The sequence below is a fragment of the Neobacillus sp. DHD-1R genome (assembly GCF_057747995.1).
The window spans coordinates 4,134,307-4,150,931 of record NZ_CM173232.1; the positions used below are offsets into that span (position 1 = coordinate 4,134,307).

Annotated in this window: 14 protein-coding genes and 1 riboswitch; of the genes, 2 read left to right on the top strand and 12 right to left on the bottom strand. The window is 39.3% G+C overall.

Annotation, left to right across the window (positions count from 1 at the left end; genetic code table 11):
* Positions 1-149 precede the first annotated feature (149 nt).
* Positions 150-287 (top strand): YfhE family protein, encoded by a 138-nt coding sequence (locus tag AC3ANL_RS20465; RefSeq protein ID WP_488326201.1) that lies wholly within the window; start codon positions 150-152, stop codon positions 285-287.
* 103 nt (positions 288-390) lie between these two features.
* Positions 391-558, top strand: a complete 168-nt coding sequence (locus tag AC3ANL_RS20470) for a YfhD family protein (RefSeq protein ID WP_488326202.1) — start codon at positions 391-393, stop codon at positions 556-558.
* 315 nt (positions 559-873) lie between these two features.
* On the opposite strand, the gene AC3ANL_RS20475 is transcribed toward AC3ANL_RS20470, so the two are convergent.
* The 12 genes from AC3ANL_RS20475 to argC all read right to left on the bottom strand — a co-directional run bounded on the left by AC3ANL_RS20475 (position 874) and on the right by argC (position 16,559).
* Positions 874-1,557, bottom strand: coding sequence for a glycosyltransferase (locus AC3ANL_RS20475; protein WP_488326203.1), 684 nt, complete (start codon positions 1,555-1,557; stop codon positions 874-876).
* Between the two features lie 19 nt (positions 1,558-1,576).
* On the bottom strand, positions 1,577-2,785 hold the full coding sequence (locus AC3ANL_RS20480) for a glycosyltransferase family 2 protein (protein ID WP_488326204.1): 1,209 nt from the start codon (positions 2,783-2,785) through the stop codon (positions 1,577-1,579).
* A 141-nt stretch (positions 2,786-2,926) separates the two neighbouring features.
* Positions 2,927-3,934, bottom strand: coding sequence for a homoserine dehydrogenase (locus AC3ANL_RS20485; protein WP_488326205.1), 1,008 nt, complete (start codon positions 3,932-3,934; stop codon positions 2,927-2,929).
* 80 nt (positions 3,935-4,014) lie between these two features.
* Positions 4,015-4,126, bottom strand: a riboswitch (SAM riboswitch).
* 86 nt (positions 4,127-4,212) lie between these two features.
* A complete protein-coding gene (gene argH, locus AC3ANL_RS20490) occupies positions 4,213-5,589 on the bottom strand; it encodes an argininosuccinate lyase (protein ID WP_488326206.1) in 1,377 nt (458 codons plus the stop codon).
* 66 nt (positions 5,590-5,655) lie between these two features.
* The gene (locus tag AC3ANL_RS20495) at positions 5,656-6,867 is read right to left on the bottom strand and encodes an argininosuccinate synthase (RefSeq protein ID WP_488326207.1); all 1,212 of its coding nucleotides are present in this window, start codon (positions 6,865-6,867) and stop codon (positions 5,656-5,658) included.
* An 82-nt stretch (positions 6,868-6,949) separates the two neighbouring features.
* Positions 6,950-7,927 carry an ornithine carbamoyltransferase gene (gene argF, locus AC3ANL_RS20500; protein WP_488326208.1) on the bottom strand — a complete coding sequence of 326 codons (978 nt, stop codon included), beginning with the start codon at positions 7,925-7,927 and terminating at the stop codon, positions 6,950-6,952.
* Positions 7,911-11,147 carry a carbamoyl-phosphate synthase (glutamine-hydrolyzing) large subunit gene (gene carB, locus AC3ANL_RS20505; RefSeq protein ID WP_488326209.1) on the bottom strand — a complete coding sequence of 1,079 codons (3,237 nt, stop codon included), beginning with the start codon at positions 11,145-11,147 and terminating at the stop codon, positions 7,911-7,913. The genes argF and carB overlap by 17 nt, the downstream gene beginning before the upstream one ends.
* Positions 11,134-12,207 (bottom strand): carbamoyl phosphate synthase small subunit, encoded by a 1,074-nt coding sequence (locus AC3ANL_RS20510; protein WP_488329786.1) that lies wholly within the window; start codon positions 12,205-12,207, stop codon positions 11,134-11,136. Before AC3ANL_RS20510 ends, carB begins: the two co-directional genes overlap by 14 nt.
* A 5-nt stretch (positions 12,208-12,212) precedes the next feature.
* On the bottom strand, positions 12,213-13,412 hold the full coding sequence (argD, locus tag AC3ANL_RS20515; RefSeq protein WP_488326210.1) for an acetylornithine transaminase: 1,200 nt from the start codon (positions 13,410-13,412) through the stop codon (positions 12,213-12,215).
* Positions 13,412-14,209 carry an acetylglutamate kinase gene (argB, locus tag AC3ANL_RS20520; RefSeq protein ID WP_488326211.1) on the bottom strand — a complete coding sequence of 266 codons (798 nt, stop codon included), beginning with the start codon at positions 14,207-14,209 and terminating at the stop codon, positions 13,412-13,414. Before argB ends, argD begins: the two co-directional genes overlap by 1 nt.
* Positions 14,210-14,221: 12 nt before the next feature.
* Positions 14,222-15,451, bottom strand: coding sequence for a bifunctional ornithine acetyltransferase/N-acetylglutamate synthase (argJ, locus tag AC3ANL_RS20525; protein WP_488326212.1), 1,230 nt, complete (start codon positions 15,449-15,451; stop codon positions 14,222-14,224).
* Positions 15,452-15,521: 70 nt separating this feature from the next.
* A complete protein-coding gene (argC, locus tag AC3ANL_RS20530; RefSeq protein ID WP_488326213.1) occupies positions 15,522-16,559 on the bottom strand; it encodes an N-acetyl-gamma-glutamyl-phosphate reductase in 1,038 nt (345 codons plus the stop codon).
* Positions 16,560-16,625: the final 66 nt, after the last annotated feature.

Below are 16,625 nucleotides of genomic sequence, written 5' to 3' on the forward strand. Positions count from 1 at the left end.
TTCAGTTTCATTTTTTAAAAATTTATTTTCCAAAAATCAGTATCATTCTTTTCCCAATAGGTAAAAATGGAAATAAGTACATATGTAGTGCTTTAACTTTTACTTAGCTGCCTGATGACAATTAAAAAATGTTGAAAGGAATGAGCAAAATGGGAGAAAAGAAGAAAAAAGACAGCAGAAATGGTGGAAAATATTCCTTAACCAGTATGCAGGAAGTAAAATATCAGCGAGATTTTAAAATGGCCGACCGCGCTGCGGGTTTTCACGACAAAAAAACGCGGCTTTAAATTGATTTAAAAATATTTCCATTAATGGACCTCTTTCAAATTGTAAAAGCTAGTAAGGAAGCATAAAAGCTTCCACTAGTTCATGTCGAAAGGGGTTTTTTTCATGGTTGGGCATAAAAATAATAAGGGGTCACTTCCACAAGTCCCTAAAAACCTAAAATCAGATGGACAAGATGTAGAATATTCAGCAGAGTTCGCTGACCATGCAGATCTTGAAGCACAGGCCCGGGCAAATGCAGCTAACCAGCGTGTCAAAAATCGAAATAAATAGGCACGAAAAGCGGAAGCGCCCTGGTCAGCGGCGTATGGCCTCCTCGGAAAAGCTAACGCTTTTCCTTCGTGCGAAGCCAATGCTGCCGAAGCCTTCCTTGTGGAGCACTCCAACAGAGATAAAGGAAACACGAAGAGCCGGAGGCGCATTCGTGCTTGACTTATCGTAGGGCGGAGAGCGAAGGGCACTAGCCGCTAGGGCGCTGGAGCTGGACAATTCTCGAAGATTTTTATGCTGTCTTATCTTATAAAGAGAGAAGCAGGGATATTCTGCTTCTCCAACTTTCAAACCTTAATATATTATTTAATACATATTTCAATCTCGTTTCGACACTAAGGATTGAAAATGATTTGTATAAGCAATTAGTTCTCCCCATTCCATTAAATCCTCATCATTAATTTTCCAGGTGTGCTTGTCCACGTCTTGGCGAATGACGGCAAAGTCATGGTGATTGGTTGAATAAATATTCAAGCCTTTTTTTTTACACTCGTCAATAAAAAAGTAATCCTCGGCACGATTTACCTTTTCAAAACGAACATAAAAAAATACTTCTTTTCGAAACATTAATGTTGCACCTGCTACTGTATCAGTAATAGCATTTTCCGTACCTGGGACATGGATCAATGCTTTTTTATTATTAAAATAAATAAAATATGAACTTTTACCAGCAATAAAAATATTTTTATTCTCAAAAGCCACCATCGAATTCCTAATGTAATCCGGTCCATAATAATCATCATCGTCAAATTTAGCGATAATATCATAATTTGCATTCATGACACCGAAATTTAAACAGTCTCCTAAAGCTGCTTTTTCATGTAATTGATAAACCTGAACATTCGGATAGCTCCTTGCCCTGCTGAGCCATCGGTCAATGTTCATTGAATCTTTATTTAAAATGATAATGAGCTCTTTATCCTTCCAGGTTTGCCGCTGATAATTTTTGAAAACATTATCGATATTCTCATCTCTAATCGTACAAGTAATAATAGAAACCACTGATTATACTCCTTTATGGTTATGATTTCATAACCTTTTCTAAAAAATAGGTTAAATTTGGATAGTCATGCAAACTCTTAATAAGATTTATATCACTTAATAATTCTTTTCTATCCTCTGTACCTAAACCTGCCGCTCCAAGAATATTAAGATGACGAATACCTACTTGAAGCAAAAGAATAATGGTTCTGAGGATGTGTATGAATGTTTCTTGAAAATATTTTAAATCATATGTGTTTACCAGTTTTTTATATTCCCTAAGGATCTTACTCATTGTTAATAAATCTGTATGACCTGAAAGCTCTAATCCTAAAATTAGCACATCAACATCATGATGTTTTATTGTGAATAGACCAAAGTTTGCAATTGCCTCATTCCATTTTCTATCCACGATAGGAAACTCTTGATGATAGGTAATTACTTCGTTGCTAACAATATAGCGGGCTCCCTTTTTAAATAGCCGATATCCCAATTCCCAATCTTCATAACCGTAGTGGAAAAACTCTTCATCAAATCCCCCTGCCTGTTCAATGAAATCTTTACGAATGGAAACGTTTCCTGTTAGAAAGGCCATCCAGGGAAATGCAAACCCTTCCAAATCCGCATTAAACTTTCTAATAATTTGTCGGAACCATGGATATGCACTAAATGCTAAATCTTTAAAGGTTTTTCGAGCTATATCGTTTTTTGTTAGTAATAGATATGGCTGTTCAAGAGGAAAGTTACACTCCTTGTATCTCGCATATACGTCAGGATTATTTTGGGTTATATCTGAAATTGTAGTTATTTTTTGCTTAGAAAAGTCGGGGAAAATACATGAATAGAGGGATTTGGAGTGCATGGCCCTTGTGATTATTACTTTTTGATTAGATTGGTGATATTGAAAATGATTTTGAACAAAATCTGGTTCTGTTATCATTTCTGCATCTAAAAAGATAAGAACCTTCCCTCTTGCAGAACGTATGCCTAGATTTCTACCTTTCGCTCTACCAAGTCTTTCATTGCTGCGAATATATTTAAACTTGTATGGGGGTGAATAATCCTTAAGTTTTTCCTCTGTTTGATCTGTAGAGGCATCGTCAATAAAGATAACCTCCATTTTTTCAGATTGAAAAGTCTGGTGTTCAAGCGAATAGAGGGTAAATAAATTTAGTGGGTATTTATTAAGAGATGGAATAATGACGCTAACCTCGATCTCTTCATCCTTTTTATATTTCCTTTCTGACATGGTGTTACCCCTTCTATTTCATTTATGAAATAGCTAGTCCTATTTGTTAATCTTTTACACAATATGTAATCCGTTTGGAATTGACTAAACTACTACCCATCCTAAATAAAAAAAAGAGCCATCAGCTCTTTTTTACACTATCTATAAAACATAGTGATTTGATTTAAATTTGAGACTTCGTTTAACCGGAGGGTTTTGGCATACATAGACCAAATCCTCAATCACGGCGCTGGCAGTTGGATACATTCCTGCACCGGGGCCTTGAAGCGTTATTCGTCCAACAATATCAGAGTAGACATTTACGGCATTCTGAACCCCTTCTACATGATAAAAGGGATGCTCTTTCCCTACAAGAACTGGTTTAACCGTTGCTTTTATTTGATTACCAGATTTATAAATGCTGGCAATATGCTTATATCTTAATTCTAGCTTCGCAGCTTCTTCAATCATCTCAGGTGTAATGGACGTAATTCCTACTCGTTCGACCTCCTGCCAATTAGGACTTTTCCCAAAGGCAAGTCTACTAAGTATCATCGTTTTATAAAAGGCATCAAAGCCCTCAACATCATTGGTTGGGTCTGCTTCAGCATAACCGTTTTCCTGGGCTTGCCTTAGTGCTTGGGCAAAGGTCAGCTTCTTTTCGCGCATTTCTGTCAAGATGAAATTCGATGTCCCATTTAGGATTCCTTGAACCTCTTGGACACGGTTTACATTTAATAATTGCCGCAGTGTTTGAATAACTGGGATTCCACCTGCAACCGTAGCCTCAAACCCTACTGAAACATGATGATTCTCTGCAAGTTCAAGCAGATCTTTTCCATAGTGGGCAAACATCTCTTTATTTGCTGTAATAATGTGACAGCCTCGTTGAATAGCTCTTGTTAGAAATGAAAAGGTAGGGTCCTTGCCAACAATCGCTTCAACCACAATATCAAGCTGTGGCAGATTTAGGATTTCTGTAAAATCTGAAGTGATCAGGACATCTTCACTTATATTTCTTTCCTTCTGTGTGTTTTTTATCAGAACAGCTGCAACCTCAACTTTTTTCCCTAGTGCCACTGTCAGCTCCTCTGCATGTGTTTGAATAGTCCGATAAACTCCTTCACCCACCGTACCAAAACCTAGGATTGCCACTTTAATTACAGACATGTTGATCCACCCTTCATATAACATTAACAGAGCCTTCAAATAGGAAAAGCCCTCTTCATAAGAAGAGGGCTGAATTCCTCCTCTTATCTATCAGGTCATAAATAACCTGCAGGAATTAGCACCTTTTCAAGGAATACCTTGATGGTTGCCGGGCTTCATCGGGCCTAGTCCCTCCGCCGCTCTGGATAAGAGTTATATTAATTTTTCAGTAAATTTCCAAGTTATAGAAAGTATTTTAGTTTAAATAATTGTTATTGTCAATAATATTCAAAAAAATCTTATTGATTCAGTTTTCCCTCGGCCAAATTAATTTGCTTCTCCACTTGTTCCGGAGCAGTTCCGCCAAAGCTATTTCTTACCGCTACGACGTGCTCTGGAGCCAATACCTTGTAAATATCCTCTTCAAACAATGGACTGAATTCCTGATATTCATCAAAGCTTAAATCTAATAAAAATTTGTTTGACTGAATCGCATACAAAACAATTTTCCCGATTACTTCATGGGCCTCACGGAATGGTAATCCCTTTGTAACCAAATAATCGGCAATATCGGTGGCATTGGAAAAATCATTGTTGATCGCCTTGCGCATCACATCTTTTTTTACAGTCATGGTCTCAATCATGGGTGCTAACAGCTTTAAGGATCCTTCAAGCGTCTCCACCGTATCAAACATGCCTTCTTTATCTTCTTGCAAATCCTTATTATAAGCGAGTGGTAAGCCTTTCAGTACAGTCAACAAACCAATCAAATTTCCATAGGTTCGACCAGTTTTTCCGCGCAGCAGCTCGGGTACATCTGGGTTTTTCTTTTGCGGCATTATACTTGAACCTGTACAGAAGCTATCATCAAGCTCAATAAACTGGAATTCTTGGCTTGACCAAAGTACCAACTCTTCAGATAATCTTGAAATATGCGTCATAATAATTGAACCGATTGACAAGAATTCTAGGATGAAATCTCGATCACTAACAGCATCCATGCTATTTGGATAAATTGTTTCGAAGCCTAACAGTTCCGCAACACGTTCACGGTTGATAGGAAATGTCGTCCCTGCCAAGGCACCAGAACCAAGCGGAAGCCAGTTTACCCGTTTCAGCGAGTCAATCAATCTCTCTTTATCACGTTCAAACATCCAAAAATACGCCATTAAATGATGGGCAAAGGAAACCGGCTGGGCACGCTGCAGGTGGGTGTACCCTGGAATCAATGTTTGAACATTCTCTTTCGCCTGCGCAATAAAGGCCTGTTGTACATCTTCAATTAATTTAATCAGTTCTGTCGTTTTCGTTCTTAAATAAAGATGCATATCAGTTGCCACCTGATCATTACGGCTTCGACCGGTATGGAGCTTGCCTCCCACCTGTCCGATTTTTTCAATCAAAAGCTTTTCAATATTCATATGAATGTCTTCATCTTCTACTAAAAACTCAACTTGATTGTCATCTACCATTTTTTTTATAGATAGAAGGCCATCCTTAATTTTTATGGCATCTTCCATCGGAATAATGCCGCATTCTCCCAGCATTTGTACATGGGCCATACTTCCGGAAATATCTTCCTTTGCTAGCTTTTGATCAAAAGAAATCGAAGCTGTAAATTCCTCTACCAGCTTGTTTGTTTCCTTTGTAAAGCGTCCGCCCCATAACTTTGACATATCGTATGATCCTCCTTAAAAAGTAAAGAAGAGAGCCCCCGAAATAGGATTCGAGGGCAATCCGGATTATTTTAATATGATTTCTTTATTATTCACTTCAGAATATACCTTTGTTGGCAGCCCCCAAAGTTTAATAAATCCGACTGCCGCATTATGATCAAAAGCGTCACCTTTTGCATATGTGGCAAGTTCCTCGTTGTAAAGGCTATGTGGAGATTTTCTACCAACAACAGTATGGTTCCCTTTATGGAGCTTAACGCGAATAGTTCCTGAAACTACCTTTTGTGTTTCATTAATAAAGGCATCAAGTGCTGGTTTGATTGGTGAATACCATAGACCTTCATAAATGATTTTTGCCATCTGTTGTTCAACCTGTGTCTTAAATTGTGTAACCTCACGAGTCAGGGTTAAAAATTCTAATTCTCTATGGGCATTAATTAATATTAATGCGGCAGGATTTTCATACACTTCCCTTGATTTGATCCCTACTAATCTATTTTCAATATGGTCAATACGCCCTACCCCATGTTTACCACCAAGCGTATTAAGTGTTTCAATTAATTGAACAAGTGGAAGCTTTTCACCATTTAGCGCAACCGGTACACCTTGTTCGAATTCAATTTCAATATATTCAGCAGCATCTGGGGTTAATTCAATAGGATTCGTCCAATCGAAGGCTGCTTCTGGTGCCTCAGCCCACGGATCTTCAAGAACTCCCGCCTCACAGGCACGTCCCCAAATGTTTGCATCAATCGAGAAGGGATTATCTAAATCTACAGGAACAGGAATTCCGTTTTCCTCCGCATACTTAATTTCTTCATCACGTGTCATGCCCCATTCACGAACCGGAGCAACCACCTTTAAACTTGGATTTAACGCTTGAATGGAAACTTCAAAACGAACTTGGTCATTTCCTTTTCCTGTGCAGCCGTGAGCAACAGCAGTGGCACCCTCCTTTTCCGCGACCTCGACTAATAATTTTGAAATGAGTGGTCTGGAAAGTGCAGAGGATAATGGATATTTCCCTTCATATAAACAATTTGCTTTTAAAGCTGGTAATATATATTCTTTCGCTAGTAATTCTTTTGCATCGATCATATACGCTTTAATGGCACCCACATTTAAGGCTTTGTTTTTAATTGCTTCTAAGTCTTTTCCTTCGCCCACATCTAAGCCTAATGCAATGACATCATAACCATACTTTTCCTGAATCCATTTAACAGATACTGAAGTATCTAAACCACCTGAGTATGCTAAAACAATTTTTTCCTTTGTCATCTGTATTCTCCTCAAACTATTTATGAATTTTTATTCAATCAATAGAATTATTATACAACATATCTCATGAAAAATGAAACTATTACTTTAGTAAAAGTTTCAAAATTGCTTTTTGGGCATGCAGACGATTCTCTGCTTCATCAAAAACGACCGAGTGTGAACCATCGATAATCTCTGCGGTTACTTCTTCACCACGATGTGCTGGCAAACAATGCAAAAAGATAAAGTCCTCTTTTGCATGGCTGCATAATTCCTCATTGACTTGAAAGGTTTGGAATGCCTTCAATCGAATAGCTGTTTCTTCTTCCTGGCCCATGCTGGTCCAGACATCTGTAACGATAACATCTGCATCTTTTATCGCTTCAACCGGATTGTTCGTGATCAAAACGGAACTACCGTATTCTTTTCCAGCTTGAATGGCCTTTTCCGTGATTTTTCCATTTGGCAAGTATCCGGGAGGGCTGGCAATACTTATGTCCATTCCTACTTTTACTGCCCCTTCCATTAAGGAATGAGCCATATTATTATTACCGTCTCCAATATAACAAAGCTTTAATCCAGCCAATTTTCCTTTATGTTCAAGGATAGTAAGCAAATCTGCTAAAACTTGGGTCGGGTGTTGCAGGTCCGTTAACCCATTAATAACAGGCACGGTTGCATGATTAGCTAATTCTTCAACAGACTCATGTGAAAAAGTTCGGATCATAATAGCATCTACATAGCGGGATAATACCTTCGCCGTATCTGAAATACTTTCTCCACGTCCTAGCTGAATATCCCTTGAGCTTAGAAATATAGCATGTCCTCCCAGCTGTAACATCCCCACTTCAAATGATACCCTTGTACGCGTAGAGGATTTTTCAAAAATCATCCCTAATACTTTTCCACTTAAAAATGGATGGGGGATTCCTTGTTTTTGCATCTTTTTTAACTCGACAGCCACATTAAGTAAGTGGATAATTTCGGTTGAACTGAAATCAGAGAGCTGTAGAAAGTCTTTCCCTGAAAGCGCTGGTTTATTTGCCTTACTTTTTTCATTCGTTTTAATTGCTTCTAGCATGAACGACACCTCTCTTTTGACTATTATAATACTCACTAACCGTATAAACTCCGTATTCGTTTCTAGGCTCTTTATGCAAGCCAATTGTCGCCTCGATGGTATCTAGGTGGGTAAACACAGGAACTTTAAAGCGGACAGCATGCTCGCGTATTTGAAAACCGAATTTAATTTTATTTCGACCTTGGTTTGGTATATTAATAACAGCCTTAACAGGTCTGTTTCGAAAAAGATTATTTACATCTTCTTCATTCTTGACTACTTGCTCAACGGGAAGGCCATGGTTTTGAAGAAATACAGCAGTTCCTTCTGTTGCAGCAATCTTGTACTTTCTTTTAAGTAACGCTTGAATAATAGCAAGACTATCCAGTTTTTCACGGTCAGAAATGGAACAAAAAATATAATTTTTGTCTGTATCTCCACTTATGGATGGAAGCGATTTTTCTAGGGCCTCTTGGTAGGTAGTGCCTATTCCAAGAGCTTCACCAGTTGACTTCATTTCCGGACCAAGCACATGATCGACTCCCTTAAGTTTACTGGAAGAAAAGATTGGTGCTTTGACTGAAAAGTAAGTAGGTTCTGGTAGTAATCCGTGCGTTTGGGATAAAGAAGTTAAGGATTCCCCTAATTGAACCCTTGTCGCCCATTCTATCATTGGAACTCCTGTCACTTTACTCATGATTGGCACGGTCCGTGATGAACGAGGGTTTACCTCTAAAACAAAGACTGTTTCCTCATAAATGACAAATTGAATGTTCATTATGCCGATAACAGGTGCAGATTTAGCAATTTTCCCAGCATACTCAATTAATGTTTCCTTCAGTTTATCTGACAAAGAAATTGGTGGAAAAACTGAAATGCTGTCGCCCGAGTGGACCCCTGCCTTTTCTATATGTTCAAAAATACCTGGAACAACGATGTTTTCTCCATCACAGATTACGTCAACCTCGCATTCTAGACCAGGTATAAATTTATCAACTAACAATGGCCACATAGTCGTATTTGAGTTTTTCTCAAGCTGTACTATATACTGATTTAATTCTTGTTCTGAAAAAATCGTAAACATCGATTGCCCGCCGATGACATAGGATGGGCGCACAAGTACAGGGTATCCTAAGCTAGCAGCTGCGCCTGCCAATTCTTCAGCATGTGCAACCGTTTTACCGATAATATGTGGTATAGATAAATCTTCAAGCAGTTGGTAAAATTCCTTCCGATCCTCTAAACGGTCAACATTCGTAACAGTTGTGCCTAAGATGTTAACGCCCTCTTCTTCTAAATCATGGGCCAAGTTAATAGCCGTTTGTCCGCCAAACTGAATTAAAACACCATCGACCTTTTCTTTTTCAATGACATGAAGAACATCTTCTGCGGCAAGTGGTTCAAAATAAAGACGGTCTGCAACCGAATAGTCCGTACTAACAGTCTCAGGATTGTTATTAATCACTACTGCCTCATAGCCCTTTTTCTTGATCGCCTTTGCAGCATGTACCGAGCAATAATCAAATTCAATTCCTTGGCCAATTCGAATTGGTCCTGACCCGATAACAAGGATCTTTTTCTTGCTTGTTACTTCTACTTCATCAAAACCATGCCAAGTAGAATAGTAGTAGGGTGTGACGGCATCAAATTCAGCTGAGCAGGTGTCAACCATTTTATAGCCTGGTTTCCAGTTTAATTCTTTCCACTTACTTCTAATTTGCTTTTCAGAAATACGATAAATTTGCGATAAAAGTTTATCAGCAACATTATTTCGTTTTGCTTCTTTCAGCAGGCTCATAGGAACAGTATCCCATTGATAGGCAGCCAATTCCTGTTCTAACGCAACGATTGAGCTAATTTTGTGCAAAAACCACGGGTTAATCTCAGTCGATTTCTGTACTTTTTCAAGAGAGATTCCTCTTCTAAATGCCTCGGCAATGACAAATAACCGTCTGTCATTAGCTATTTCTAGAAGTTCAAAAAGGTGAGCTTCATTTAATGATTTATTTTCTTCTAGGCATAGACCGTACACATTCATTTCCATCGACCGAATTGCTTTATTTAATGCACCTTCAAAAGTCCGGTCAATTGCCATGACCTCTCCGGTTGCTTTCATTTGGGTCCCCAAAGTCCGATCGGCTTCTGGAAACTTGTCAAAGGGAAAGCGGGGTAGTTTTACCACAATATAATCAATCGCTGGCTCAAAGGAAGCAAACGTATTACCAGTTATCGGATTTACAATCTCATCAAGATGGTACCCAATCGCACACTTTGCCGCCATCCTTGCAATCGGATATCCAGTTGCCTTTGATGCAAGCGCTGACGAACGGCTCACCCTTGGGTTCACCTCAATAATGTAATAATGATTGGATTCCGGGTGAAGGGCAAACTGAATGTTGCAGCCGCCGATAATCTCCAATTCTCTAATTACTTTAATGGAAACATCACGAAGCATTTGATATTGTACATCTGTTAATGTTTGTGATGGCGCGACAACAACAGAATCACCTGTATGAACACCAACAGCGTCCATATTTTCCATGTTGCAAACAATGATGCACGTATCATTTGCATCACGCATGACTTCATATTCTACTTCCTTCCAGCCTTTGATGCTCTTTTCAACTAAAACTTGCTGAATAGGACTTGCTGCTAAACCTTTTTTTAAGACCGATTCGAGTTCCTCATCATTATAAGCAAAACCGCCGCCATCCCCTCCTAAGGTATAGGCAGGACGTATGATTACAGGAAAGCCAATCTCCTTAACGAATTGTACCCCTTCAGCGATGCTGTGAATGATGGCTGACTCAGGTATCGGTTCACCGATTTTTAGCATGAGATTACGGAACCTTTCTCTGTCTTCACCGTTTTTAATAGACTCAACAGAGGTACCCAATAATTTCACCTTGTATTTTTCTAATATCTTTTGTTCAAATAGTTCAACGGTTAAATTTAAACCTGTTTGACCGCCTAATGTACCTATTACACCATCCGGTTTTTCCTTCTGAATGATTTTTTCGATTGTTTCGATGGTTAAGGGTTCAATATACACCTTATCAGCAACAGCTTCATCTGTCATAATGGTGGCTGGATTGTTATTAATTAATACGACTTCTATTCCCTCTTCTTTTAAGGCGATACACGCCTGTGTACCGGCATAATCGAATTCTGCTGCCTGCCCAATCACAATCGGACCAGAACCAATTACCAGTACTTTCTTTAAATTTTTATTTAATGGCATATACGTTCTCTCCCAATGAAGCGATCTGACTGACAAAATCGTGTAATATATATTCGGTATCACTTGGTCCGGGATGGGCTTCTGGATGAAATTGGACTGTTTGAATTGGGTAGGTTTTATGCTTTAGACCTTCAATGGATTGATCATTCACATTGCGATAAGTTATCGTAAAAACTTTATTATCAATGCTTTCATCCACAACCACATAACCATGATTCTGTGCCGTTATTTTAACCTTTCCGGTCGTTAACTCCTTGACCGGATGATTGCCGCCCCTATGCCCATAGGCTAGTTTGGTTGTTTTTGCCCCATATGCTAGGGCGATTAGTTGATGCCCGAGACAGATACCTAGCGTTGGGTAAGATTGCGTAATTTTCTTGATTTCCGGAAACCATTTTTTTAGTTCCATCGGATCACCAGGTCCATTACTTAACAGAACACCATCTGGATTCAAGGCTTTAACTTTTTCATATGACGTATTGTAAGGCACGATCGTAACCGCACAGTCTTCTTCTAAAAGGGCATTTAGAATAGACTTCTTAAAGCCGTAATCTAAAAGCACCACATGGGGTCCATTATTTTTGAAGCATTGGATTTTTTTCGTTGATACTTGATCTACCCAATGTGTTTTAGTGGTTGAAGGTAAATCCGATTCCTTTTCTTGGCATATATAGCCTTTAACTGTTCCACGGCTGCGAATCGTCTTTACCAGCAGTCTAGTATCTACTCCAGCAATCCCAGGGACGCCAGCTTGCTTTAGTTTTTCAGAAAATTTATTGATTGATTGGTAATGGCTTGGTGTTTCGCATAAATCACTGATAATGACACCGGATAATGCAGGTGTAATGCTTTCATCATCGATGGCATTAATTCCATAGCTTCCGATAATTGGATAGCAGAAAGTGATGATTTGTCCTGCATAGGATGGATCTGTGATGATTTCTTGATACCCTGTCATACTGGTGTTAAATACAACTTCCCCGAGAGAATCCTTTTCTGCACCAATTAGCACACCTTCGAACACTTCTCCCGTTTCCAAAGTAAGGTAACCCTGTTTCAAAGTACTCACTCGCCTTTCTCTATACTTTGGAGTGTTTTTTCCAATGCTTCAGTAAATTCATTAATTTCCTGTTTTGTTACAGTTAAGGGTGGTAAAATTCTCACCACATTCGGACCTGCCGTTAAAATAAGCAGATGATTGGTAATTGCTTTTTGAACAATATCTGAGGCATTCGCATCAACAACCATTCCTTTTAACAGCCCTTTGCCGCGGATCCCTTTTATAAAAGAATACTTTTCCTGCAAGCCTTGAAGCTTGAGATCAAGGTATTCTGTCAGCTCGTTGACCTTCTCTAGTAAATGACTCTCCACTATATAGCTGACAGTGGCCAGACCTGCAGCAGTTGCTAGGGGATTCCCACCAAATGTACTCCCATGGCTGCCCGGTTCAAATCCCTTTGCGGCCTCTTCTTTGGCAATCATTGCACCAATCGGAAACCCTGAGCCAAGGCCTTTGGCAATTGTAATGACATCAGGCTCGATCGAATATTGCTCGTAAGAAAATAATGTTCCTGTTCGCCCTATACCTGTTTGTATTTCATCTACCATAAGCAAGATATCATTTTCTTTACATATCTGGGCGAGTTTCTTTACCCAGTCCGGGTTTGCAGGAATCACTCCGCCTTCACCCTGGACAAGTTCTAATAAAACAGCGGCAGGTTTCAGGGTTGACAGCTCTTCAATCGCCTTTTCATCATTAAAGGGCAGGTAGCTGAAACCTGGCATTAACGGAGCAAAGCCATGTTGAATTTTCTCCTGTCCTGTAGCTGTTAAGGTGGCTAATGTTCTGCCATGAAACGATTGCTGAAAGGTGACGACTTCCGATGAGCTGCTGCCTTTTACTTTATTTGCATATCTTCTAGCAAGCTTTATGGCAGCTTCATTTGCTTCAGCACCACTATTGCAGAAAAAAACCTTATCGCCACAGCTATTGCTTGTAAGCAACTCAGCAAGCTGCTGTTGATTCGGAATATGGTAGAGGTTTGAACAATGCCACAAATTTTGCAGCTGCTCCTCCAATTTTTCTTTCACAACATCAGGAACATGCCCTAGGTTACAGGTTGCTATTCCCGAAGTAAAATCTAAGTATTGCTCCCCTTGATCGTCCCATACATAACTCCCTTTTCCCTTTACCAAGGTGACGGGGAAACGACTGTACGTGGCCATAACAGGTGAAGTTAGGGTGACGGAAGTATCATTTACCATTACGCTATCTCCTCTTCTAACACAATTTTTGTACCGATTTGTTTGCCATTCGTATAATCTATCAAGCTATTTTTATCAAAACCGTTAATAATTCCAACCTCCGGTATATGATGAACAAGACCGTCAATAGCCGCTTGTACTTTTGGAATCATTCCGCCATAAATCGTCTTATTTTCAATTAACTCTTCAATAATAGCTTTAGAAGCTTTATCAAGTTTTGTTTTCTTTCCATTTTTTTCAATTAAGATTCCTGGAATATCACTTATGAAACAAAGACTCGCTTCGAGTGCTTTTGCAATGGCACTAGCGGCTATATCTCCATTTATATTGTATCGTTGTCCACTTCCATCAATGCCAATGGGTGAAATGATAGGAATATATCCTTGATCGATGATCCCTTTAATCATCGTATGATTTACCCCAACTACTTCACCAACAAAGCCTAATGTCTCCGCATCAGCTGTCGGGACTGCCTTCAATAATCCTCCGTCAACTCCACTTACCCCGATTGCCTTTCCGCCTACTTCAACAATATTTCTTACCACCTGTTTGTTGACCGAGCCACTTAAAACCATCTCAACAATATCTAATATTTCATGATTGGTTACGCGAAGACCATTTACAAAGGTTGTTTCAACATTTAGGTTTTTTAATAAAGAGGTTATAAGCGGGCCGCCGCCATGAACAATAATTGGAGTCCACTCCCCCATTTCATGCATCTTAACAACATCCTCATAAAAAGACCTTGGCAGATTATCTAACACACTTCCTCCACACTTTATGACTAAATACTTCATTTTCGTCCTCCCTTAAGTGCGGTAGGATGCATTAATTTTTACGTAGTCGTAAGTTAAATCGCATCCCCAAGCAGTTGCGTGATGGTCGCCTTGGTTTAAATCAACATGGATGACAACCGTATCTTGCTCTAAATATCCTTTTACTTCTTCCTCATCGATAGGGCAAGGCAGCCCCATCTCGAATACCTTGTATTGTCCTAATGATACTTCTAGTAAGTTGGGTTCAAGCAAAACTCCACTATAACCAGCAGCTGTCACAATTCTTCCCCAGTTCGGATCAGTACCATAGATAGCTGTTTTAACAAGATTTGAAGAAATAATTGATTTGCCCACTGCTCTTGCAGCATCAATACTGTATGCTCCGTTTACTTTAACTTCCACCAGCTTTGTTGCACCTTCGCCATCTCTGGCAATTTTTTTGGCAAGGGTCTCACAGACAAACTGTAATCCGTTCACAAACAAATCCCAGTCAGGATGCTCTTTTGTTAACTGCTCATTGGCAGCTAATCCATTAGCCATTACAAGAACCATGTCGTTCGTGCTTGTATCACCGTCGACAGTAATCATATTAAAGGTTTGGTTGGTGACATCTCGAAGGGCAGCAAGTAAGTCGTCAGGAGCAATGTTTGCATCCGTTGTAACAAATCCTAGCATTGTGGCCATGTTAGGATGAATCATTCCTGACCCCTTTGATGTGCCGCCGATGCTAATGGTTTTCCCATCAATTTTCAGCTGGACTCCTAAATGCTTCACGCAGGTATCTGTCGTTAGGATCGCTTCCATAAATTTCTGTTCATTTTTGTGCTCATTCTGAAGGATTTCTTTAATTCCTGATTTAATTTTACTCATTGGCAACAATTCTCCAATGACTCCTGTTGAGGTAACGGCAACTAAATGTTCGGGAATCCCCAATTCGTTTGCAAAGTCTTTTTGCATTTCAAAGGCATCCTTCAGTCCTTGTTCTCCTGTACAGGCGTTCGCGTTACCAGAATTTACAAGGATCGCTTGTATCTTATTTTCTTTTGCAATACTTTCTTGTGTTACAAGTAATGGAGCAGCTTGAAAAAGGTTTGTGGTATACACTCCTGCAACTGTTGCCGGTACTTCAGAAACAATATAACCAAGGTCCAGCCTTTTTCTTTTAACCCCACAGTGAATTCCCCCAGCACTGTACCCCTTAGGTAAGGTTATACTTTCATCATCCAGAATAATGATCTCGCTGCTTGATATGGCTTGTGTCAATTTGATCTCCCCCTTTTTGATTCCTATTCGTTTTCCTTTTACTATGTTAGTAAACTAGTAATTTTTTAATTTATGGATACATTGGTATATCGGTGAGACCCGTTTGCTCATCCCAGCCGTTCATTAAATTTACATTTTGAATCGCTTGGCCGGCAGCCCCTTTAACTAAGTTGTCGATGACCGAAATGATCGTTAAGCGATTGGTCCGTTCATCAACATGCAGGCCAAGATCACAAAAATTCGAACCCAATACTTCTTTAGTTGATGGAATATTCCCTTCTGGCCGTACTCTTATAAAATGAGAATCCTGATAAAATTGTTTATATAAATCGATAACTTTTTTTGTCGAAATAGTCTCTTTTAGATTCACGTATATCGTACACATAATGCCCCTCGTCATTGGAACAAGGTGGGTCGTAAAGGTAATGGTGATGGGACTGCCACTCTCATGAGAAAGTACCTGTTCTATTTCAGGAATATGTTGATGTTTTCCTAGTTTATAAGCTTTCATATTTTCATTTATTTCTGCATAATGTGCGTTTAAGGAAAGGCCTCTCCCCGCACCAGATACTCCTGATTTTGCATCTATTATGATTGATTTTTCATCCGCTAATTTTGCTTTCAAGATTGGTAATAGACCAAGATTTGATGCTGTTGGATAACAGCCTGGATTGGCTATTAAACTGGAATGCTGGATTTCCTCTTTATAAATTTCACTTAAACCGTATGTCGCCTGACTTAAATATTTCTCCTCAGGAGCTGTATGTTTATACCAAATTTCATATTCTTCAGGAGACCGAAGCCGAAAATCTCCAGATAAGTCTATGCACTTCATCCCCTTTTCAACTAGTTGTGGGAGGAGTTTACTGCTCACACCTGAAGGGGTTGCCAAAAATACAAGATCATTCTCGCTGCTTATTCGATCTGCATTAAACGTTTCAAGTGGCTGCTCCACCATATTTGTGAGATGAGGATATACATCACTAAAACTAAATCCTGCTTGTGAATTAGAAACAACTGAACCAATCTCCAAACCTGGGTGCTTATTGATTAATCTGACTAACTCAATTGATCCATAACCTGTTCCACCGATAATACCGACCTTCACTATTTCTCAACTCCTGGGCTGCTTTATAATGAATTATTATACATTCACATATATAATTATTCAATA

What these genes read in the sequence shown, in the direction of transcription:
- AC3ANL_RS20470 (WP_488326202.1), top strand. Translation starts at nt 391, where the DNA reads ATGGTTGGGCATAAAAATAATAAGGGGTCACTTCCACAAGTCCCTAAA.
- argF (WP_488326208.1), bottom strand. Translation starts at nt 7,927, where the DNA reads ATGCTAGAAGCAATTAAAACGAATGAAAAAAGTAAGGCAAATAAACCA.
- argH (WP_488326206.1), bottom strand. Translation starts at nt 5,589, where the DNA reads ATGTCAAAGTTATGGGGCGGACGCTTTACAAAGGAAACAAACAAGCTG.
- AC3ANL_RS20465 (WP_488326201.1), top strand. Translation starts at nt 150, where the DNA reads ATGGGAGAAAAGAAGAAAAAAGACAGCAGAAATGGTGGAAAATATTCC.
- argB (WP_488326211.1), bottom strand. Translation starts at nt 14,209, where the DNA reads ATGAAGTATTTAGTCATAAAGTGTGGAGGAAGTGTGTTAGATAATCTG.
- AC3ANL_RS20495 (WP_488326207.1), bottom strand. Translation starts at nt 6,867, where the DNA reads ATGACAAAGGAAAAAATTGTTTTAGCATACTCAGGTGGTTTAGATACT.
- AC3ANL_RS20485 (WP_488326205.1), bottom strand. Translation starts at nt 3,934, where the DNA reads ATGTCTGTAATTAAAGTGGCAATCCTAGGTTTTGGTACGGTGGGTGAA.
- argD (WP_488326210.1), bottom strand. Translation starts at nt 13,412, where the DNA reads ATGGTAAATGATACTTCCGTCACCCTAACTTCACCTGTTATGGCCACG.
- AC3ANL_RS20480 (WP_488326204.1), bottom strand. Translation starts at nt 2,785, where the DNA reads ATGTCAGAAAGGAAATATAAAAAGGATGAAGAGATCGAGGTTAGCGTC.
- carB (WP_488326209.1), bottom strand. Translation starts at nt 11,147, where the DNA reads ATGCCATTAAATAAAAATTTAAAGAAAGTACTGGTAATTGGTTCTGGT.